Consider the following 19,828-nt stretch of genomic DNA (forward strand, 5'->3'; position numbering starts at 1 on the left):
AACCGGGCCCCGGACAGCGGCAAGTCTCTGGCTCACGCCCGCCCGACGGCGCGCGTTCACAGTGGCGGGACCGCTCCGGGTTGCCGCACCGCGCCGCCTCTCTCGGACGTACCGGTGTCGAGGTGTGCCCGAACCCTCGTGGAGCACGCACATACCTCGACACCGGGCCCGAAGGTGCTCCGCGCGATACGCCGGATTCCTTCCCTGCTGTCGGCGACAGCCTCTCATACGCCCGAAAACGCGCCGCGGCCCCCGCCCGAGGACGGGGGCCGCGGTGGCCGCGAGTGTGCTCGGGAGACGTCCCGGGCGCGGGTCGGATCAGAACGCCGGGAGCACGTTGCCCTTGTACTCGTCGGCGATGTACTTCTTCACCTCGGGCGAGTTCAGCAGCTTGGCCAGCTTCTGCACGCGCGGGTCGTTCTCCTTGCCCTTCTTGACCACCAGGACGTTCGCGTAGGGGTTGTTCTCCGCCTTCTCCACCGCGATGCCGTCCTTGCCCGGGGTCAGCTTGGCGGTCAGCGCGTAGTTGCCGTTGATCACCGCGCCGTCCACGTCGTCCAGCGCGCGGGGCAGTTGGGCCGCCTCGATCGCCTTGAACTTGAGCTTCTTCGGGTTGTCCGCGATGTCCTTCTCGGTCGCCGTGGTGCCCGCGCCGTCCTTGAGCTTGATCACACCGTTGTCGGCGAGCAGCTTGAGCGCGCGACCACCGTTGGTGGCGTCGTTGGGGAACGCGATGGTCGCGCCCTCCTTGAGGTCGGCGAGCGACTTGACGTTCTTGGAGTAGAGGGCCAGCGGCTCCAGGTGCACCGGCACGACCGGGACCAGGGTGGTCTTCTTCTCCTTGTTGAACTCCTCCAGATACGGCTTGTGCTGGAAGAAGTTGGCGTCGACGTTGCCCTCGTCCAGGGCCGGGTTCTGCTGGGTGTAGTCGGCGAATTCCTTGACGTCCAGCTTCAGGCCCTCCTTCGCCGCGAGGTTGTCCTTGATGTACTTCAGGATCTGCGCGTGCGGGACGGCGGAGGCGGCGACCTTGAGCGGGTCGGAGGCGGACGAGCCCTTCTTGTCGTCGCTGCCGCAGGCGGCGAGACCGAGTCCGAGGGCGGCGACGGCGGAGAGGGCGACGAACTTGTCGATACGCACGAAGAGTGCCTTTCCGGGTGGTGCGGTGTACGCGGGCGGAATGCCTCGCGTCCTAACGGTGGGCGAGCCTGCGGGAGAGCAGATCGCCGAGGAATTGCACGAGTTGAACCAGGACGACGAGCACCGCGATGGTGACGAGCATCAGGTTCGTCTCGAAGCGTTGGTAGCCGTAGCGGATGGCCAGGTCGCCGAGGCCGCCGCCGCCGACCACGCCCGCCATCGCGGAGTAGCCGACGATCGCGACGATGGTCACCGTGATCGCGGAGATGATCGAGGGCACCGCCTCGCGCACGAGCACCTTGCGCACGATGGTGATCGTGCTCGCGCCCATCGACTGCGCGGCCTCGATCAGTCCCCGGTCCACCTCGCGCACCGCGGTCTCCACCAGCCGCGCGAAGAACGGGATGGCGCCCACGGTGAGCGGCACGATGGCGGCGTCGGTGCCGATCGTGGTGCCGGTCACCCAGCGGGTGAACGGGATCAGCGCGACCAGCAGGATCAGGAACGGGACCGAACGGCCCACGTTGACCACCAGGCCGAGCAACTTGTTCGCCGGCGCGAACGCGAGCGGACCGCCCCGGTCGGTGAGCACGAGCAGGAGCCCGATCGGCAATCCGATCAGCACGGTGATCAGCGTCGCGACGCCGACCATGTACAACGTCTCCTGGGTCGCGGTCTCCAGCAGCGGCCGCATCTCGGACCAGGTCATCTTCAGATCTCCTTGCCCGCGAGCGCCACGCCGTCGGCGGCGGCGACGTCGGCGTCCGACTCGATGGGGGTGGCCGGGCCCTCGTCGAGCACGTCGACCTGCAGGCCCTGCTCGCGCAGGTAGCCGATCGGCACCACGTTGTTCTCGAACGTGCCGTCCAGCGAGATCCGCATCCGGCCGATCTGCCGGCCACCGACGCTCTCCACAGCCGCGCCCAGCACGTTGACGTCCACGTTGTAGGTGCGCGCGAGGGTGGAGATGAACGGCTGCGCCGTCTCCTCGCCGCGGAAGGTGATGTCCACCACGGTGCGGCCCGCCGGCACGCCGGGCGGGCCCAGCGGGAACATCTCCCGGGCCAGCCGCGAGTCGGAACGGCCCAGCAGTTCAGCCACCGTCCCGGACTCGATGATCCGGCCGCCCTCCATCAGGGCCGCCGAGTCGCAGATGTTCTTGACCACGTCCATCTCGTGGGTGATCAGCAGGATGGTCAGGCCGAGCCGGTCGCGCAGGTCGCGCAGCAGCGCCAGGATCGAGCGGGTGGTCTCCGGGTCGAGCGCCGAGGTGGCCTCGTCGGACAACAACACCCGCGGCTCGGCGGCCAGCGCACGGGCGATGCCCACCCGCTGCTTCTGCCCGCCGGACAGTTGCGCGGGGTACGCCTTGGCGTGCTCGGCCAGCCCGACCAGATCGAGCAGTTCGCCGACCCGGCGGGCCCGGTCCCGGCGCGGGATGCCGGCGATCTCCAGCGGCACCGCGACGTTCCCGGCGACGGTACGACTGGAGAGCAGGTTGAAGTGCTGGAAGATCATCCCGATGCCGCGCCGTTCGGCGCGCAGCGCGCTCGCGGACAGCGCGGTCAGGTCGCGCCCGCCCACCTCGACCACGCCCGACGTGGGGCGCTCAAGCAGGTTCAGGCAGCGGATCAGGGTGCTCTTGCCGGCGCCGCTGCGGCCGAGCACGCCGAAGATCTCGCCTTCCCGCACCTGCAGGTCGACGTGGTCGAGCGCGGTCACCTGCCGTTCTCGGCTGCGATAGACCTTGCTCAGGGCAGTGGTACGGATCACCGTGAAGTCCTCGGGTGGATGCGCGTGCCGAATCGGGCCCGATCAGGGGCCGCGCGATTTCGTCACACAGGGGGGCGTGGCGGGGATGACACCGGGGGCGCGAAGCGCTCGGCCCGGGTGAGGGATCAGGCCCTCAAATCCTCAACAGCCACACATTCGACAGGTCCGACACGAACGGCACATGCAACGACAACCCATGGCGTCAGCCGCGGTGTCGGATGTGTGAGCCGTCGTGAACATGATCCGATTAAAGCAGACACCCACCCGGCAATGGAAATGTCATCCCGCCGGGCTGCCTGCGACCGGAACCGGCGAAGCCCCGGCGGCCATGGATTCCAAGGTCACCGGGGCTTCGGGGCCGCCGCGCGTCGCTTCGCGCGGCGCGGGTCGATCAGGCCGCGAGCACGGCCGTCTTGCGCAGGTAGACCAGGCTCAGCCGGGGGCTGATCTTCTCGATCCGGCCGGAGACGTAGCCGAGGCGCTCGTACAGGCGCAGGTTGTTCTCGCTGCGGTGACCGGTGAACAACTCGTACTCGGCCGCGTCGGCGAGCTTCTCCTCGATCGCGCGCAGCAGGCGGGTCCCGAGCATGTGCCGCTGCAGCCGGGGGTGCACGACCAGTTTGCCGATCCGGGCCACGCCGTCCTCGACGGTGCCGCGCACCGAGCCGACGACCTCGTCGCCCAGGCGTGCCACCAGGATGGTGTGCGTGTCGAACTCGGTGCGCAGGCTCTCCAGGCTCTGCGTCAGCGGCTCGATGCCGTAGTCGTTGTACAGGGCTGCTTCGCCCTGGTAACAGAGGTACTGAAGCTTGAGGATCTGCTCGGCGTCGGATACGTCCGCCGTGCCGATGCCTACGTTCTGCCCCATCGGATTGCTCCCCTGATCGCCCTGATCACCGTGCGGATGTGTGTGCCGCAGCGTCCTGTCACAGTGCCTTCGCAAAGGGGGAGGGTTGTCCCCTTTCGAACGCTCGCTTGAGCACTCGCTCGAACACTGCATTCGTCACTGTTCCACACGGCTTTTCCCGGTCTTCTACCCGGCCCTCACCTACGCGCAATCCGCCGTTCAGGCAACCGCTTCGGCCAACTGCCCTCGATCGAGTGATCGGCGGGTCGCTCGGTCGATCCGCTACAGGCCGGTGACCCGACGCACGACGCCCTCCTTGAGCGCCCGCACGGTCGAGAACGGCTCGGTGACCCGGTGCACCAGCAGGGTCAGGTGCGCGTCGGCGCCCACCACGTATCGCGATCTGGGCGACTTGACGGTGGCCGCCTCGACGATCGTGGCGGCCACCGTCTCCGGCTCGCTCCACAGCGGCTTCATGATCGAAAAGCCCAGGTCCATCCGCTGGAAGGCGGTCGCGAACGCCCCGCCGCGGTGCCGCTCGACGGCCTCGGCCATCTCGTCGGTGACACCGCTGCGGAAGCCGCCGGGCGAGACCACCACGACGTCGACCCCGGCGCCCGCCACCTCCACCCGCAGCGCGTCGGAGACCGCCTCCATCGCGTGCTTCCCGGCCTGATACCAGCCCAGCAGCGGGTAGTTGATCTGTCCGGCGAGCGAGGAGATCTGGATCACCCGGCCCCAGCCGCGCCCGCGCATGTGCGGAATGGCCAGTCGGGCCAGCCGCATCGGGCCGAACAGCGCGGTCTCCATCTGGTGTCGGGCGTCCTCCTCGGACACGTCCAGCACCGGCGCGAAGGAGGTGCCGCCCGCGTTGTTCACCAGGATGTCGGGGCGCACCTCCTCGATCACGTCCTTGCCGCCCGCCGCGTCGGTGATGTCCAAAAGCACGGTGCGCACCTCGACGCCGGCCGCGGCCGCCGCCTCGGCGACCGCCTCCGCCTTCGCCGCCGTGCGCACCGTGCCCACCGTGCGCACGCCCGCCGCGGCGAACGCGAGCACGGTGGCCAGCCCCAGGCCCGAGTTGGCCCCGGTGACCAGTGCCGTTCTGCTCACGCGCGACCCGCCTCGACGCCGGCGGCACGCGATCTCGGCTGCCCGCGGCGCGCGCCGGCGCCTTGGACCGGCTTGGCCGCGGCGCTCATGCTCGCGCCCTTGCCGGCCCGTGTGGGCGAGCCCGCATCCGACGCCCCGGCCACCCGGCCGCGCCGCGGCGGGAGCACCTTGACCACGGCCGGCTCGACTTCGCCTTCGGCTTCGGGCTCGGGCTCGGGCTCGGGCTCGACCGGGAGATCGTGCGCGTGCCGTGCCGGCGCGATCTCGTCGGCCGCCTTCAGCAGCAGGTTGAGCTGCTCGACGATGCTGTCGGCCAGCGCGAACGGGTCCGGCAGCGCCTCCTTGTCCGCGAGCACGCCGATGTCGATCCGGTCGTGGTAACTCATGCCGCCAATGAACAATCCGAAGCCGTCGGCGATGATTCCCATCGAATGAAATGCCTCCACCTTCTGCCCGTGGGCATACAGGGGCGTGCGCGGACCGGGCACGTTCGACACGGTGACGTTGCACAACGCGGGCAGCACGGACGCCAGTCGCGCGTCCCGGTACAGACCGCCCAGCAGGCCCAGCAGGGCCGGCGGCGGGGTCTCGGCCAGGCCGGTGAGCAACTCGCTGCCCATCGCGCTCTGTACGGCCTTGGCCGCGTCGGAGTTCTCGTGGATGCACAGCAGCCGTTCGGCGGGCTCCGCGACATCGGTGGCCAACCCCACGAGCATGCCGGTGATCAGGTTGCCGCCCGCCCGTTCGCCACCGTGCGTGGCGTCCACGGGCACCGTGGCGATCAGCTCCCGCTCGGGCAACTCGCCCAGCCCGTCGAGCTGTTCGCGTAGCGCTCCGGCCACGATCGCGAGCACGACATCGTTGACCTTGACCCCGAAGACGTTCTTGACCAGCTTGACGTCGGGCAACGACACGGTGCAGAACCCGTACGAACGCCGTTTGCCGATCGGCTCGTTGTACCGGGTCCTGGGCACGTTCAGCGGCAACGCCTGTGCCAGCCGCCCGGTCAGCGCGGCCTGCACGACACCCTGCCCCAGCCGCCCGAGTTGCCGACCCACCCGGACCGGGGTGCCGGCCAGCGAGAGCGCGCCCTCGCGCACCGCCTGCCAACCCTGCGGCGGTTCGATCACCTCGATCGGCGTGCCCACCGGAACCGGATCCACGTCGACCGGCGCGTGCGGATCCGCGTCGAAGAAGATCTCCTGCATGGCCGCGCCGGAACGGCCGTCGATGCACGCGTGATGCACCTTCCACAGATGCGCCACCCGCCCGTGCTCCAGGCCCTCGATGATCCACCACTCCCACAACGGTCGATCCCGCGGCAGCCGGTGTCGGTAGATCTCCTCGGCCATGGCGGTGAGTTCACGCCGGCCGCCCGGGGCCTCCAGGGTGGCCCGGCGCAGGTGGTTCGCCGGCTCGAAGTCGGGGTCCTCGACCCAGTGCGGTCGGGCCAGCCCCCACGGGCCCTGAACCAGTTTGCGTCCCAGCAGCGGCAGCCGGGGCAGCCGCGCGGCCAACGTGCGTTCGAAGGCCGCGTGGTCGACCCGGCCCCCGGTGTCGGAGGCGTCGACGATGGTCAGGCAGACCACGTGCGCCGGCCACTCCTGCGACTCCAGGGCCAGAAAAGCCGAATCCAGACCGGAGAGCTTCACCAGGTATTCCTCCTCCCGATGCCCGACGAGGTCAGGGCATCCTCGATGAAGCGGCGCGCCTCCCGGTTCCACACGGCTCCCAGGTGCGAGCCGCGGTACCAGCAGACGGATGGTTCCTCCCAGTGCTTCCAGAGCCGATACGCCTGCTGCGGAGTGGCCATGCGATCGGCCAGGCCGGCGTAGACGAAGCGGCGCTCCAACGGCACCCGAGGGGTGATCGCCAGCGGCGAGACCACCCGGTGGACCGTCTCGGCCTCGTCGCCGAGCAGGCCCGCCGCGCGCACCTCGCGCCTGATGTCCTCGGGCGCGTGATGCGACATCACCCACGCCATGTCGACCGAGGGGACGCCGACGATCACGCAGTCGAGTTCCTCCAGGCCCGCGACCAGGGCGGCGACGTACGCGCCGAGCGAGAGGCCGTGTACCGCGATCGGGGTGTCCCCCTGCCGGCGGATCCAGTCCAGGCAGCGGCGCACGTCCCACACGGCCTGGCCCAGGCCGTGCACGTTGCCGAGGTAGTCGAACGAGATGAACGGCGTGTCCTGGGCCCGCGCGGACTTGCGCGGCCCGTGCATCGGCAACACCGGGTGGATCACGTTGACGCCCAGTTCGCGGTGCAACCGCAGCGAGTGGAACGCGGTCAGGTCGCCCGGACGCCCCATGCCGAAGCCGTGCAGGTTCACCAGCCACGGCCGCGGCTTGCCGGGGTGACGCAGCACATACGCCCACACCCGCTGGTTCGCGCCCGCCGCCTGCCACCGGGTGGCGCCCGGCACGCCCGCCCAGGGCACGTATTCGCTGTCGAAGGCGAGCTGTTCGTACCCGATCGTGCCGTAGAGCCTGCCCCGCACCACCGGATCGATCAGCGCCGGCGGCCGGGGATGGAACAGGGTCGGGTCGTCCAGATAGGTCTCGGCGCGGAACTTGTGCACCGCGTCGGTAATTTCCTCGCGGATGCGCCGGGCGTCGTCGGGATCCGGCGAGAGCCGACCGGTCGCCAGCAGCGCGACCACGACCTCGTCCAGGAAGGCCGCGTAGACCAGCCCCGGCGTGGGAAACACGGTCGGCATGTCCGGATAGTGGCGGCGTTCGGCCCGCAGCGAGCGCACATACGAGCGCACGCCGAATCCCACGGATTGCGGCACGCTGCGCAGCAGCCCGCCGATCGGCAGCTCCGAGAGCATGGAAGCGGACTTCGCAGCCTCGAAACGTATGCGGCGCAGGTGATCGAGCACGCCGATCCCTCCCCTCGATCAGGGCCGACCCTAGTACGCGACGCACGGAGCGAACACGGTCAATCGCGTTTGGTAACAGCGATTTCACATATGGGACTGGAACCTCGACTTCCGCTCACATCCGCGCAACAGGCGCGAAACCGACTGCAATTCGTCCCTGGGCACGACCGCCGATTCCCGACATGCCGATGGGCCCGCTTCCTCCCCCCGGAGAATGCGGGCCCATCGTCTCAGCTCGAACGCGGCGCCGTGGTGTTACACGCCGGCCCACTTGCGCTGGGCGGCCAAGTCCAGCCGAATCTCCGCGAGTTGCTCGGCGACCCGGACCGGGGCGGTGCCACCGCGCCCGTCCCGCGAGGCCACCGAACCGGCCACGGTCAGCACCGAGCGCACCTGCGGGGTCAACTCCGGCGAAATCTCCGCGAGTTGCTCATCCGTCAGGTCCCACAGTTCGAGCCCACGCGGCTCGCAGTACTTCACACAGGCGCCCGCCACGTCGTGCGCGACCCGGAACGGCGTGCCTTGACGAACCAGCCACTCGGCGATGTCGGTGGCGAGCGAGAACCCGGCCGGAGCCAACTCCGCCAGCCGCTCCCGGTGGAAGGTCAGCGTGGCGATCATCCCGGTGAACGCCGGGAGCAGGACCTCGAGCGTGTCGCACGAGTCGAAGACCGGCTCCTTGTCCTCCTGGAGGTCGCGGTTGTAGGCCAGCGGCAACGCCTTGAGCGTGGCCATCAGCCCGGTCAGGTTGCCGATCAGCCGCCCGGACTTGCCGCGCGCGAGCTCGGCGATGTCCGGGTTCTTCTTCTGCGGCATGATCGAGGACCCGGTGGAGAAGGCGTCGTCCAGGGTCACGAAGGAGAACTCCTTCGTGTTCCAGATGATGATCTCCTCGGCCAGCCGGGACAGGTTCACCCCGAGCATCGCGGTGACGAACGCGAACTCGGCCGCGAAGTCGCGCGAGGCGGTGCCGTCGATCGAGTTCGCCGCGGACGCGGAGAAACCCAGGTCGCGGGCCACCGATTCGGGGCTGAGGCCGAGCGAGGAACCCGCGAGCGCACCCGAGCCGTACGCGGACACGTCCGCGCGCCGGTCCCAGTCGCGCAGCCGGTCGGCGTCGCGAGCGAACGCCTGCACGTGCGCGAGCAGGTGGTGCGCGAGCAACACCGGCTGGGCGTGCTGGAGGTGGGTGCGGCCCGGCATGACGGCGTCCGGGTGCGCGGCGGCCTGTTCGACCAGCGCCTCCTGGAGGTCGGCCAGCAACCGGCCCAGGATCCGGGCGTGCTCACGCAGGTACATCCGGCCCAGGGTGGCGATCTGGTCGTTGCGCGAGCGGCCCGCGCGCAACTTGCCGCCCAGGTCCGGGCCCAGGATTTCGAGCAGGCCGCGCTCCAGCGCGGTGTGCACGTCCTCGTCCGCGATGGTGGCGACCAGGTCACCGGACTCGACCTTGGCTTCCAGCGTGTCCAGGCCGGCGAGCATCCGGGTCAGCTCGTCGTCGGTGAGCAACTCGGCCGCGTGCAGCACCCGGGCGTGCGCGCGCGAGCCGGCGATGTCGTACGGCGCGAGCCGCCAGTCGAAGTGCACGCTGGCGGAGAGCAGGGCGAGGGCTTCGGAGGGGCCGCCGGAGAAACGGCCACCCCACAGGCTCACCCGATCGGGGTTGTTGGTCACGAGTGATCGTTGTCCCGTCGTGCGGCGATCTTGCTGGACAGGCCGAACAGTTCGATGAAGCCCTTGGCCTGCGACTGGTCGAACGTGTCGCCGGTGTCGTAGGTGGCCAGGTCGAAGTCGTAGAGCGACTGGTCGCTGCGCCGACCGGTGACCACGGCCCGCCCACCGTGCAGGGTCATCCGGATGTCGCCGGACACGTGCCGGTTGGCCTCGGCGATGAAGCCGTCCAGGGCCCGCTTGAGCGGGGAGAACCACAGGCCGTCGTAGACCAGCTCGGCCCAGCGCTGCTCGACGGTCCGCTTGTAGCGGGCCAGTTCGCGCTCGACGGTGACGTTCTCCAGCTCCTGGTGCGCGGTGATCAGCGCGATCGCGCCCGGCGCCTCGTAGACCTCGCGGCTCTTGATGCCCACGAGCCGGTCCTCGACCATGTCGATCCGGCCGATGCCCTGGAAGCCGGCCCGCCGGTTCAGCTCCTCGATCGCCTGGAGCATGCCGACCGCGCGACCGTCGATGGCGACCGGCACGCCGTGCTCGAAGGTGATCACGACCTCGTCCGCCTCGCGCGGGGTGGCCGGGTTCTGGGTGTACTCGTACACGTCCTCGATCGGCGCGTTCCAGATGTCCTCCAGGAAGCCGGTCTCCACGGCCCGCCCGAAGACGTTCTGGTCGATCGAGTACGGCGACTTCTTGCTGGTGGCGATCGGCAGGTTCTTCGCCTCGGCGAAGGCGATCGCCTTGTCCCGGGTCATCGCGTAGTCGCGGACGGGGGCGATGCACGTGAGGTCGGGCGCCAGCGAGGAGATGCCGACCTCGAACCGGACCTGGTCGTTGCCCTTGCCGGTGCAGCCGTGCGCGACCGTGCCGGCGCCGTGCTTGCGCGCGGCGGCGACCAGGTGCTTGACGATCACCGGGCGCGAGAGCGAGGACACCAGCGGGTAGCGGTCCATGTACAGGGCGTTGGCCCGGATCGCCGGCAGGCAGTAGCCCTCGGCGAACTCGTCGCGGGCGTCCGCGACCTCGGCCTCGACCGCGCCACAGGCCAGCGCCCGCTTGCGGATGATGTCCAGATCCTCGCCGTTCTGGCCGACGTCGACGGCCACCGCGATGACCTCGGCGCCGGTCTCCTCGGCAATCCACTGGATACACACGGAGGTGTCGAGACCTCCGGAGTAGGCGAGTACGACGCGCTCGGTCACGAGCGTGCTCCTTCGAATGAGTGGTCGGGCAGATGTGCTGCGGTGTTTCGCCGGAGCCGAGCGCTCGAGCGGGGTGCGGAAGTACGGGAGTGCACAGGTACGGGTGGGCCGGGTCCGGGCCGGCTACGCCTTGTTCTCGGCGAGCGCCAGCAGGTGGGCGGCCAGCGCCGCGCCTCCCTCGGGGTCGCGCGAGACCATCAGGATGGTGTCGTCGCCGGCGATGGTGCCCAGGATCAGCCGGGACTCGGCGTGATCCATCGCCGAGGCCAGGAACTGGGCCGCCCCGGGAGGGGTGCGCACCACCACGAGGTTGCCCGACGCCTCGGCCGACACCAGCAGTTCGCCGGCCAGCCGGGACAACCGTCCCTCGACCGCGGACTCCTCGAGCGGCGCGCGGGGGGTGCGGTCGCCGCCTTCCGCCGGTACGGCGTAGATGAGCGAGCCCTCGCCGTCGCGGATCTTGACCGCGCCGAGCTCGTCCAGGTCCCGGGAGAGCGTGGCCTGAGTGACGGCCAGGCCGTCCTCGGCGAGCAGTCGGGCGAGTTGGTTCTGCGACCGGACCCCGTTCCGGGTCAGGATGTCGACGATCCGCCGGTGTCGGGCGATCCGGGTGCTGGGCACCGCGTACACGCCCTCGACCGGGGTCGCTTCACTGCTCTGCTCGCTGCTCATGGGACGACCTCGCCTAGCGTCGGACTCGTCGTCGTCGGATGTCGGTCACGGTGTTCCTCCGGCGGGTGCGGCGGCGAGGCCGGCGTCCAGGATGGCGGGCAGGGCTCCGAGCAGCGCGTCCACGTCCGCGTCGTCGACGACGAGCGGCGGGGCGAGCCTGACCCGGGTGGGCACGGCGGCGTTGACGAGGAAGCCCGCGTCCTGCGCCGCCTTTTGCACGACCGGCGCCACCGGTGCGGTGAGCACGATACCGATCAACAGGCCGGCTCCGCTGACCCGGGCGACCAGCGGATGGGCGATCTTTTCGATCCCCGCCCGAAGTTGCTCGCCCAGGCGCGCCGAACGCCCGCACAGGTCCTGGTCCTCGATGGTGTCCAGCACCGCGAGCGCCGCGGCGCAGCACACCGGATTGCCGCCGAACGTCGTGCCGTGTTGGCCGGGCCGAAACAGCTCCGCCGCCGCGCCGAACGCCACACAGGCGCCGATCGGCAGGCCGCCGCCCAGGCCCTTGGCCAGGGTGACCACATCCGGCTCGATGCCCAGCGGCTGGTGCGCGAACCAGGCGCCGGTGCGGGCTATGCCGGTCTGGATCTCGTCCAGGATCAGCAACGCGCCGTGCGCGGCGGTGATCTCCCGGGCCGCGACCAGGTAGCCCTCACCGGGCATGACCACGCCGTTCTCGCCCTGGATGGGCTCCAGGATCACCGCGGCCGTCTGCGGACCGACCGCGGCGCGCAGCGCCTCGATGTCGCCGTAGGGCACGAAGTCGACACCGCCGGGCAGCGGGGCGAACGGCTCGCGCTTGGCCGGCTGGCCGGTCATCGCCAGCGCGCCCATGGTGCGGCCGTGGAAGCCGCCCTCGGCCGCGATGATCTGCGGCCGGCCGGTGCGCCGGGCGAGCTTGAACGCGGCCTCGTTGGCCTCGGCGCCCGAGTTGCCGAAGTAGACCCGGCCGGGGCGGCCGAACAGGCCGAGCAGCCGTTCGGCGAGCGCGACCGGCGGCTCGGCGATGTAGAGGTTGGACACGTGGCCCAGCCGGCCGAGCTGCTCGCTCACCGCGGCGGCGATCGCCGGGTGGGCGTGGCCGAGCGAGTTGACCGCGATGCCGCCGAGGAAGTCGACGTAGGTGTTGCCCTCGCTGTCCACGACCCGCGTCCCAAAGCCGCTGACCAGCTCGATCGGGGGTGTGCCGTAGTTGTTCATCAGCGACTCGTTCCACCGCCGCGTCAGTGCGCCGGTCCCGGTGGTCGTCATGCCGTCCCCTCCGCCTGGTGGTCGTCCTGTCCGGCGAAGGCGCCGGCCTGCCGGGCCGGGACCACCATGGTCCCGATCCCCTCGTCGGTGAACACTTCCAGCAACAGCGAGTGCGCGACCCGCCCGTCCAGGACGTGCGCGGCGGGCACCCCGGCCCGCACCGCCCGCAGGCATGCCTCCATCTTGGGGAGCATGCCGCTGGACAACGTCGGCATCAGCGTCGCCAACTCGTCGGCGTCCAGGCGCGATATCACCTCGTCGCTGGTGGGCCAGTTCGCGTACAGGCCCTCGACGTCGGTGAGCACGACCAGTTTCTCCGCGCCCAGCGCGACCGCCAGCGCGGAGGCCGCGGTGTCCGCGTTGACGTTGTAGACGTGCCCGTCGGCGCCGCGGGCGATCGAGGAGATCACCGGGATGCGGTTGTCCTGCAGCAGCGCCTTGATCGCGCCGGGGTCGACCTCGACGATGTCGCCGACCAGGCCGATGTCGACCGCTTCGCCGTCCACGATCGCGTGCCGCTTCTCGGCGGTCATCGTGTGCGCGTCCTCGCCGGTCATGCCGACCGCGAACGGGCCGTGGTCGTTGATCAGGCCGACTATCTCGCGCTGTACCTGGCCCGCGAGCACCATGCGCACCACGTCCATCGCCTCGGGCGTGGTCACCCGCAGGCCGCCCGCGAACGAGGACTCGATGCCGAGTCGGTCCAACTGCGCGCTGATCTGCGGGCCGCCGCCGTGCACGATCACCGGGCGCAGCCCGGCGAAGCGCAGGAACACCAGGTCCTGCGCGAAGGCGCGCTTGAGGGCGTCGTCGACCATGGCGTTGCCGCCGAACTTGATCACCACGGTCTTGCCGTAGAAGCGCTCCAACCACGGCAGCGCCTCGATCAGCGTGCGCGCCTTGGTCAGTGCCGCGTTGTTGCGCCCCTGTTTGCCGGCCGATTCCGTCCGCATCCCGCTCCCCCTCGTCTGGCTGCCCGTACCGGTCATGACGAGTAGGCCGAGTTCTCGTGGACGTAGTCGGCCGTGAGGTCGTTGGTCCACACGGTCACCGCGGCCTCGCCCGCGTTCAGCCTGGCCACGATGTGCGTCTCGCGCGGGGTCATGTCGACCAACTCGCGGTCCTCGCCCACGAAGCCGTCCCGGCACACCCATACGCCGTTGAACGCGACGTCGAGCCTATCCGGGTCGAAGGCCGCCGCGGTGGTGCCGATCGCGGCCAACACCCGGCCCCAGTTGGCGTCCTCACCGTGCACGGCGCACTTGAACAGGTTGTTCCGGGCGATCGAACGGGCCACCTCCAGCGCGTCCGCCTCGGTCGCGGCGTCCACGACGTCGATCCGGATGTCCTTGCTCGCGCCTTCGGCGTCGCCGATGAGCTGCCGGGCCAGATCCCCGGCGACCGTGCGCACCGCCTCGGCGAACGCGGCCGGGTCGGGCTCGACGCCGCTGGCCCCGGAGGCCATCAGCAGCACGGTGTCGTTGGTGGACATGCAGCCGTCGGAGTCGATCCGGTCGAACGTGGTGTGCGTGGCGCCGCGGAGCACCGCGTCCAGCGCCTCGGCGTCGACCGCGGCGTCGGTGGTGAGCACCACGAGCATCGTGGCCAGGCCCGGCGCGAGCATGCCCGCGCCCTTGGCCATGCCGCCGACCGTCCAGCCCGCGGGGTCGGTGACGACGGACTGCTTGTGCACGGTGTCGGTGGTCTTGATCGCGATCGCCGCGTCCTCGCCGCCGTCCGCGCTCAGCGCCGCGGCGGCCTTGGCCACGCCCGGCAGCAGCTTGTCCATCGGCAGTTGCAGGCCGATCAGCCCGGTGGAGGCCACCACGATCTCGCCCGCGTTGAGCCCGAGCAGCTCGGCGACCCGTTCGGCGGTGGCGTGCGTGTTGCGAAAGCCCTCGGTGCCGGTGCACGCGTTGGCGCCGCCGGAGTTGAGCACCACCGCCTGCACCTGGCCGGCCTTGACCACCTGCTCCGACCACACCACCGGTGCGGCCTTGACCCGGTTCGAGGTGAACACGGCCGCGCCGGCGATCGAGGGGCCGTCGTTGACGACCAGGGCCACGTCCGGCAGGCCGGTGCTCTTGAGGCCCGCGGCCACGCCCGAGGCCCGGAAGCCCTTTGCTGCGGTGACGCTCACGGCGCTACCCCCGTCTTGGTCAGTCCCAGGTCCTCGGCCAGTCCGAGGGCGATGTTGGTGCTTTGAATCGCGCCGCCGGCGGTGCCCTTGGCGAGGTTGTCGATCGCGCCGACCACGACCAGCCGGCCGGCCCGCTCGTCGACGGTGACCTGCAACACGGCGGTGTTCGCGCCGTAGACCATCGCGGTCGCCGGCCACTGTCCCTCGGCCAGCAGGTGTACGAAGGGCTCGTCGGCGTAGGCCGCGCGGTACGCCGCGCGCACCGCCTCGGCGCTCACGCCGGGCTTGAGCCGGGCGGTGCAGGTGGCCAGGATGCCGCGCGACATCGGCACCAGGGTCGGGGTGAAGGACACCGTGACGTCCGCGTCGGTGACCGCGCGCAGGCCCTGGATGATCTCCGGGGTGTGCCGGTGCACGCCGCCCACGCCGTAGGCGCTCGCGGAGCCCATCACCTCGCTGCCGAGCAGGTGCGTCTTGGGCGCCTTGCCCGCTCCGGAGGTGCCCGAGGCGGCCACCACGACCCAGTCGGGTTCGACCAGGTCGGCGGCCAGCGCGGGCACCGTGCACAGCAGCGACACGGTCGGGTAGCAGCCCGGCACCGCGATGCGTTTGGTGTTCGCCAGCGCGGCCCGGCCGCCCGGCAGCTCGGGCAGTCCGTACGGCCATGTCCCGGCATGGGAGGATCCGTAGAATTCTTCCCAGTCCGTCGCCTCCCGCAGGCGGTAGTCCGCACCGCAGTCCACCACGAGCACGTCCGCGCCCAGTTGCGCGGCCAGCGCGCCGGACTGTCCGTGCGGCAGGGCCAGGAAGACCACGTCGTGCCCGGCGAGGTTCTCGGCGGTGGTCTCGGCGAGCACGCGGTCGGCCAGCGGCAGCAGGTGCGGTTGCAACTCGCCCAGGCGTCGGCCCGCGTTGGATCCCGCCGTGAGCGTGCCGATCTCGATCTCCGGGTGCGCGAGCAACAGGCGCAGGATTTCTCCGCCCGCGTAGCCACTCGCCCCGGCCAGTGCCGCCTTGGCCCCCATACCGCCTCCTCGTGAGGAGCATGACTATACGGAACTACGAATCTCTATGCAAGTACGGTGGGTGACCGCCCGGCCGGACCCACCCCGCGTCGTTCCGGCAAGCCTGCCGCCGGTCGCGCCACCCCAGTAGGGCGTAGGCCGGTGCGTTAGGATCAGCCGACTTCGGATACGCGCCCCCCAGTGGGCAGTCGACCGCCGGCGGGACGGCAGCGACGCGCAGCAGACGGCGGGCGCCCCCGCCCAGGAAACGAACGAGACCACGTGACCCCTCCCCCCGGCACCTCCGGGCCCGCCGGCGCCGCCAGCGCCACCGGCTCGGACCTACAGTCCTCGACCGGCGAGCCGCGATCGGCTCCCGAGGCGGACCCGGCGCAATCCCCGGACGGCTCGGTCGAGACGTCCCCGGCGCGCCCTCGACTCGCCCGCGTCCCGTTGCCGGACCTGCTCGCGCTGGGACTGCCCACGCTGGTGTTCGCGATCATGGGATGGCACCAGCGCTGGATCACCGACGACGGCCTGATCTTCACCCGCGCGGTCCGCGAGATCCTGGCCGGCAACGGCCCCGTGTACAGCTCGGGCGAACGCATCGAGACGTCCACCAGCACCCTGTGGCAATGGCTGCTCGCGCTGCTCGGCCGGCTCACCCCGTTCGACTACGCCCCCACCGCCGTCTACGCCGGTCTGATCCTGGCCGTCGCCGGCCTGTGGCTGTCCCTGGACGGCACCCGCCGACTCTTCCGCGGCATGGCCGTCACCCGCCTGCTGCTGCCCGCCGGCGTGCTCGTGTTCATCGCCGTCCCCTCGGTGTGGGACTTCGCCACCGCGGGCATGGAGACCGGCCTGATCCTGTTCTGGATCGGCCTGTCCTGGTGGTTCCTGATCGGCACCTGGCTGCGCCCGGTCGACACCCACACCACCCGCCGCACCCTGGCCCTGTCCCTGTGGTTCGGCCTGGGCCCGCTGGTCCGCCCCGACCTGGGCCTGACCATGGTGATCCTGCTCGTCGCCCAGTTCCTGCTGATCGGCGCGCGCTGGCCCAAGGGCCTGGCGATGCTGGCGTGCGCCGGCTTCCTGCCCGCCGCGTACGAGATCTTCCGGATGGGCTACTACGGCCTGATCTTCCCGATGCCCGCGCTCACCAAGGAGGCGTCGGGCTCGCTGTGGGGTCGCGGCTGGGACTACCTGACCGACTACATGCGGCCGTACCACCTGTGGATCCCGATGATCCTGATCCTGGCCGCCGTCGGCCTCGCCCTCACCCGGCGCCGCCCCGCCGACCGCCGCACCTGGATCGTCGTCGCCACCCCGCTGGTCGCGGCCCTGGGCCAGACCGTCTACGTGCTCAAGGTCGGCGGCGACTTCATGCACGGCCGGATGTGGCTGCCGATCCTGCTCCTGGTGCTGCTCCCGTTCCTGCTCGCCCCGCTGGACCGGCTGGTCACCCCGGCGATCGTGCTCGTCGCGGCCTGGGCCGTGGTCTGCGGCACCACACTGCGCTCGGGCGTGATCACCACGCCCGCCCCCAACGGCCACGGCAACCAGGTCTGGAACGAACGCGACACCTACGCGGCCTGGACCCGGACCGACAACCCCACCACCGAGGAAGCGCACATCCGGACGCTGCCGACGATAGAAGAGGCGTTCCGCAACGAGAAGGCGACCGGAGAGCGTCTGTTGTTCGTGGACCCGAACTACATGCAGATCCCACCGCTGCCGCTGCGTCGCGATCTGCCGTTCGACAAGGGCCTGGTCATCGGTCGCCTGGGCGTGGGCGGCTCGATCACCCCGCTCGGAGGTGTCGTGGTCGACGTGTGGGGTCTGTCCAACACGGTCGGCGCGCACATCACCGAGACCCAACACACCGCCGCGGGTCACAAGAAGCTGCTGCCGTTCGCCTGGAACGTCGCGCTCTACGTCGACCCCTCGGGCGACGCGCTGGTCCCGGAGAAGGCCGCGACCGCCGAGCAGATCCGGGCCGCCCGGGCCGCGCTGCGGTGCGGCGACCTGGCGGAGCTCGTCGACTCGGTCAGCGAGCCGATGTCCGCGTCGCGCTTCTGGAAGAACCTGACCGGCGCCGCGGGCCGCACCGACCTGCGGATTCCGGCCGACCCGATCGAGGCCGAGAAGAAATTCTGCGCGTCCTCCTGAGCCCGCCATCGGCACGGCGGGCGTTCAACAGTGGTTATGGTGTGGTCGGCCCGCCCGCCCCGTCTGGAGTCAACGAACCATGAGCCTCGTGAGTGTGCTGTCCGGGCGCTCCGGGCCGCGGGCCGATCCCGCGACGGACGGCCCGCAGCCCCGCGGCATCACCCGCTGGAACACCGCGATGGTGCTGGTGCCCACGCTGATCCTGCTGGTCCTGGGCTGGCATCGACGCTGGATCAGCGACGACGGCCTGATCTTCACCCGCACGGTCCGGCAGATCCTGGCCGGCCACGGCCCCGTGTTCAACGTCGGCGAACGCGCCGAGGCGTCCACGAGCACGCTGTGGCAGTGGCTCCTGGTCCTGACCTCGTGGATCACCCAGATGGACGTGGGGCGGCTCGCGGTCCACCTGGGCCTGCTGTGCACCACCGCCGGCTACGCGCTGGCCCTGCACACCACCCGCCGGCTGCACACCCGCAGCACCCGGACGGTCCCGCTGGTCCCGCTCGGCGTGATCGCCCTGCTCGCGCTGCCGCCGGTGTGGGACTTCGCCACCTCCGGCCTGGAAACCGGCCTGACCACCCTGTGGACCGCCGGCTGCTGGTGGCTCCTGGTCCGCCTCCCCCACGACCCCCGCGCCCGCGTCACCTACGGTCTGGCCTTCCTGGCCGGGCTGGGCCCGATGGTGCGGCCCGACCTGGCGATCGCCACACTCGGCTTCCTGATCGCGCTCGCCATCGTCCGCCGCCCGCGCGTCCCGCACACCCTGGGCCTGCTCGGCACCGCGTTCACCGTGCCGCTGCTGTACGAGATCTTCCGCATGGGCTACTACGGCGTGCTGCTCCCGCTGCCCGCCGTGACCAAGGAGGCATCCGCGGCCGACTGGTCCCGCGGCTGGAACTACGTCCGCGACCTGACCGACCCGTACCACCTGTGGATCCCGCTGGTCGTGCTCGTGGCCGTGGCGATCGGCCGATCGCTGCCCCGCCTGCGCGACCCCGCCGGCGTGGGCGCCCGGCTGCGGGCGATCGACCGCGCGGGCCGGGCCCGGATCACCGTGTTCGCGGTACCCGTGCTGTGCGGTCTGGCGATGCTGCTCTACGTGGTCCGCGTCGGCGGCGACTTCATGCACGCCCGGATGTTGCTGCCGGGACTGTTCATGCTGCTCCTGCCGATCCTGCTGGTCCCCGCGAACCGGCTCGCGATCCCGGCGGCCACCGTCCTGGTGGGCTGGGCCGCGGTCTGCGCGATCAGCTTCCGGGTGCCCTACGAGGGCATCGGCCCCCGCGGCATCGCCGACGAACGCGCCTTCTACGTCAGCGCGCTCAAGGTCGCCAACCCGGTCACCGCGTACTCCTACGTGGCCAACTACCCGCGCTTCCCGGCCGCCGCGAACGCCGCCCGCACCGACCACACGCACGTGATCGTCTACCCCTGGTACGACGGCTTCTACGTCACCGCGCTCGACCCGAACCTGCCCGCCCCGGTCGCCACCGTGTGGTCCAACCTGGGCATGAACGGCGCCAACACCCCGCTCGACGGCGTCTCCGTGGACATCCTGGGCCTGGCCTATCCGCTCGCCGCACACGTCGAACTCACCACCCGCGGCCGCCCCGGCCACGAGAAGTCGCTCGACATCGCCTGGGTCTTCGCCCAGTACGCCGCCCCCGACGCGATCCTGCCCCCGGGCATCGACCCGATCCGGGTCAAGGCCGCCCGCTACGCCCTCACCTGCGGCGACGCCAACCGGGGCAAGCTCAAGGAACTCCAGGACTCGGTCCACGAGCCGATGTCCTGGAGCCGCTTCAAGAAGAACTTCACCGGCGCCCTCGACCGCACCTCGTTCCGCTTCCCGAGCAACCCGGTCGATGCCGCCAAGGAAATCTGCGGCATCGACGTCCTCGCCAAGGACGTGCTCCCCGCGGACAACCCCAACCGCTGACCCCACCCGCGCGGCGCCGG

General features: G+C 70.8%; 16 protein-coding genes. 2 read left to right on the forward strand and 14 right to left on the reverse strand.

Going from position 1 to position 19,828, the window contains the following annotated elements; translation table 11 throughout:
* Positions 1-318 precede the first annotated feature (318 nt).
* The 14 genes from ABZ374_RS05100 to argC all read right to left on the reverse strand — a co-directional run bounded on the left by ABZ374_RS05100 (position 319) and on the right by argC (position 15,721).
* Positions 319-1,140: a MetQ/NlpA family ABC transporter substrate-binding protein gene (locus tag ABZ374_RS05100; protein ID WP_360306261.1), complete on the reverse strand. Its 822-nt coding sequence runs from the start codon at positions 1,138-1,140 to the stop codon at positions 319-321.
* 52 nt (positions 1,141-1,192) lie between these two features.
* The gene (locus ABZ374_RS05105; RefSeq protein WP_360306263.1) at positions 1,193-1,849 is read right to left on the reverse strand and encodes a methionine ABC transporter permease; all 657 of its coding nucleotides are present in this window, start codon (positions 1,847-1,849) and stop codon (positions 1,193-1,195) included.
* A gap of 2 nt (positions 1,850-1,851) precedes the next feature.
* On the reverse strand, positions 1,852-2,913 hold the full coding sequence (locus tag ABZ374_RS05110) for an ATP-binding cassette domain-containing protein (RefSeq protein WP_360306265.1): 1,062 nt from the start codon (positions 2,911-2,913) through the stop codon (positions 1,852-1,854).
* 391 nt (positions 2,914-3,304) lie between these two features.
* Positions 3,305-3,781 (reverse strand): GNAT family N-acetyltransferase, encoded by a 477-nt coding sequence (locus ABZ374_RS05115; RefSeq protein WP_360306267.1) that lies wholly within the window; start codon positions 3,779-3,781, stop codon positions 3,305-3,307.
* 261 nt (positions 3,782-4,042) lie between these two features.
* The gene (locus ABZ374_RS05120; protein ID WP_360306269.1) at positions 4,043-4,873 is read right to left on the reverse strand and encodes an SDR family NAD(P)-dependent oxidoreductase; all 831 of its coding nucleotides are present in this window, start codon (positions 4,871-4,873) and stop codon (positions 4,043-4,045) included.
* Positions 4,870-6,525 carry a wax ester/triacylglycerol synthase family O-acyltransferase gene (locus ABZ374_RS05125; RefSeq protein ID WP_360306271.1) on the reverse strand — a complete coding sequence of 552 codons (1,656 nt, stop codon included), beginning with the start codon at positions 6,523-6,525 and terminating at the stop codon, positions 4,870-4,872. The genes ABZ374_RS05120 and ABZ374_RS05125 overlap by 4 nt, the downstream gene beginning before the upstream one ends.
* Positions 6,522-7,760, reverse strand: coding sequence for a hypothetical protein (locus ABZ374_RS05130; protein WP_360306273.1), 1,239 nt, complete (start codon positions 7,758-7,760; stop codon positions 6,522-6,524). Before ABZ374_RS05130 ends, ABZ374_RS05125 begins: the two co-directional genes overlap by 4 nt.
* Before the next feature lie 255 nt (positions 7,761-8,015).
* Complete coding sequence (gene argH, locus ABZ374_RS05135; RefSeq protein WP_360306275.1) at positions 8,016-9,434, reverse strand: argininosuccinate lyase; 1,419 nt, start codon at positions 9,432-9,434, stop codon at positions 8,016-8,018.
* A complete protein-coding gene (locus tag ABZ374_RS05140) occupies positions 9,431-10,630 on the reverse strand; it encodes an argininosuccinate synthase (protein WP_360306277.1) in 1,200 nt (399 codons plus the stop codon). The genes argH and ABZ374_RS05140 overlap by 4 nt, the downstream gene beginning before the upstream one ends.
* Before the next feature lie 123 nt (positions 10,631-10,753).
* Positions 10,754-11,302, reverse strand: a complete 549-nt coding sequence (locus ABZ374_RS05145) for an arginine repressor (protein WP_360306279.1) — start codon at positions 11,300-11,302, stop codon at positions 10,754-10,756.
* A gap of 45 nt (positions 11,303-11,347) precedes the next feature.
* Complete coding sequence (locus ABZ374_RS05150) at positions 11,348-12,556, reverse strand: acetylornithine transaminase (RefSeq protein WP_360306281.1); 1,209 nt, start codon at positions 12,554-12,556, stop codon at positions 11,348-11,350.
* On the reverse strand, positions 12,553-13,509 hold the full coding sequence (gene argB / locus ABZ374_RS05155) for an acetylglutamate kinase (RefSeq protein ID WP_360306283.1): 957 nt from the start codon (positions 13,507-13,509) through the stop codon (positions 12,553-12,555). Before argB ends, ABZ374_RS05150 begins: the two co-directional genes overlap by 4 nt.
* Positions 13,510-13,541: 32 nt before the next feature.
* Positions 13,542-14,696: a bifunctional glutamate N-acetyltransferase/amino-acid acetyltransferase ArgJ gene (gene argJ, locus ABZ374_RS05160; RefSeq protein WP_360306285.1), complete on the reverse strand. Its 1,155-nt coding sequence runs from the start codon at positions 14,694-14,696 to the stop codon at positions 13,542-13,544.
* On the reverse strand, positions 14,693-15,721 hold the full coding sequence (gene argC / locus ABZ374_RS05165) for an N-acetyl-gamma-glutamyl-phosphate reductase (RefSeq protein WP_360306287.1): 1,029 nt from the start codon (positions 15,719-15,721) through the stop codon (positions 14,693-14,695). Before argC ends, argJ begins: the two co-directional genes overlap by 4 nt.
* 261 nt (positions 15,722-15,982) lie before the next feature.
* On the opposite strand from argC, the gene ABZ374_RS05170 reads away from it, so the two are divergent.
* Both ABZ374_RS05170 and ABZ374_RS05175 read left to right on the forward strand, forming a co-directional pair.
* Entirely contained in the window at positions 15,983-17,869 is a 1,887-nt protein-coding gene (locus ABZ374_RS05170; protein WP_360306289.1) for a hypothetical protein, read from the forward strand.
* Between the two features lie 79 nt (positions 17,870-17,948).
* Positions 17,949-19,808: a hypothetical protein gene (locus ABZ374_RS05175; protein WP_360306291.1), complete on the forward strand. Its 1,860-nt coding sequence runs from the start codon at positions 17,949-17,951 to the stop codon at positions 19,806-19,808.
* The last annotated feature ends 20 nt before the right edge of the window (positions 19,809-19,828 follow it).

The sequence above is a fragment of the Embleya sp. NPDC005971 genome (genome assembly GCF_040629175.1).
Lineage (GTDB): Bacteria > Actinomycetota > Actinomycetes > Streptomycetales > Streptomycetaceae > Embleya.

Excerpts from the sequence above, each read along its gene's own strand:
- ABZ374_RS05105 (WP_360306263.1), bottom strand. The coding sequence starts at position 1,849 with ATGACCTGGTCCGAGATGCGGCCGCTGCTGGAGACCGCGACCCAGGAG.
- ABZ374_RS05115 (WP_360306267.1), bottom strand. The coding sequence starts at position 3,781 with ATGGGGCAGAACGTAGGCATCGGCACGGCGGACGTATCCGACGCCGAG.
- ABZ374_RS05145 (WP_360306279.1), bottom strand. The coding sequence starts at position 11,302 with ATGAGCAGCGAGCAGAGCAGTGAAGCGACCCCGGTCGAGGGCGTGTAC.
- ABZ374_RS05150 (WP_360306281.1), bottom strand. The coding sequence starts at position 12,556 with ATGACGACCACCGGGACCGGCGCACTGACGCGGCGGTGGAACGAGTCG.
- argB (WP_360306283.1), bottom strand. The coding sequence starts at position 13,509 with ATGCGGACGGAATCGGCCGGCAAACAGGGGCGCAACAACGCGGCACTG.
- argC (WP_360306287.1), bottom strand. The coding sequence starts at position 15,721 with ATGGGGGCCAAGGCGGCACTGGCCGGGGCGAGTGGCTACGCGGGCGGA.
- ABZ374_RS05175 (WP_360306291.1), top strand. The coding sequence starts at position 17,949 with ATGAGCCTCGTGAGTGTGCTGTCCGGGCGCTCCGGGCCGCGGGCCGAT.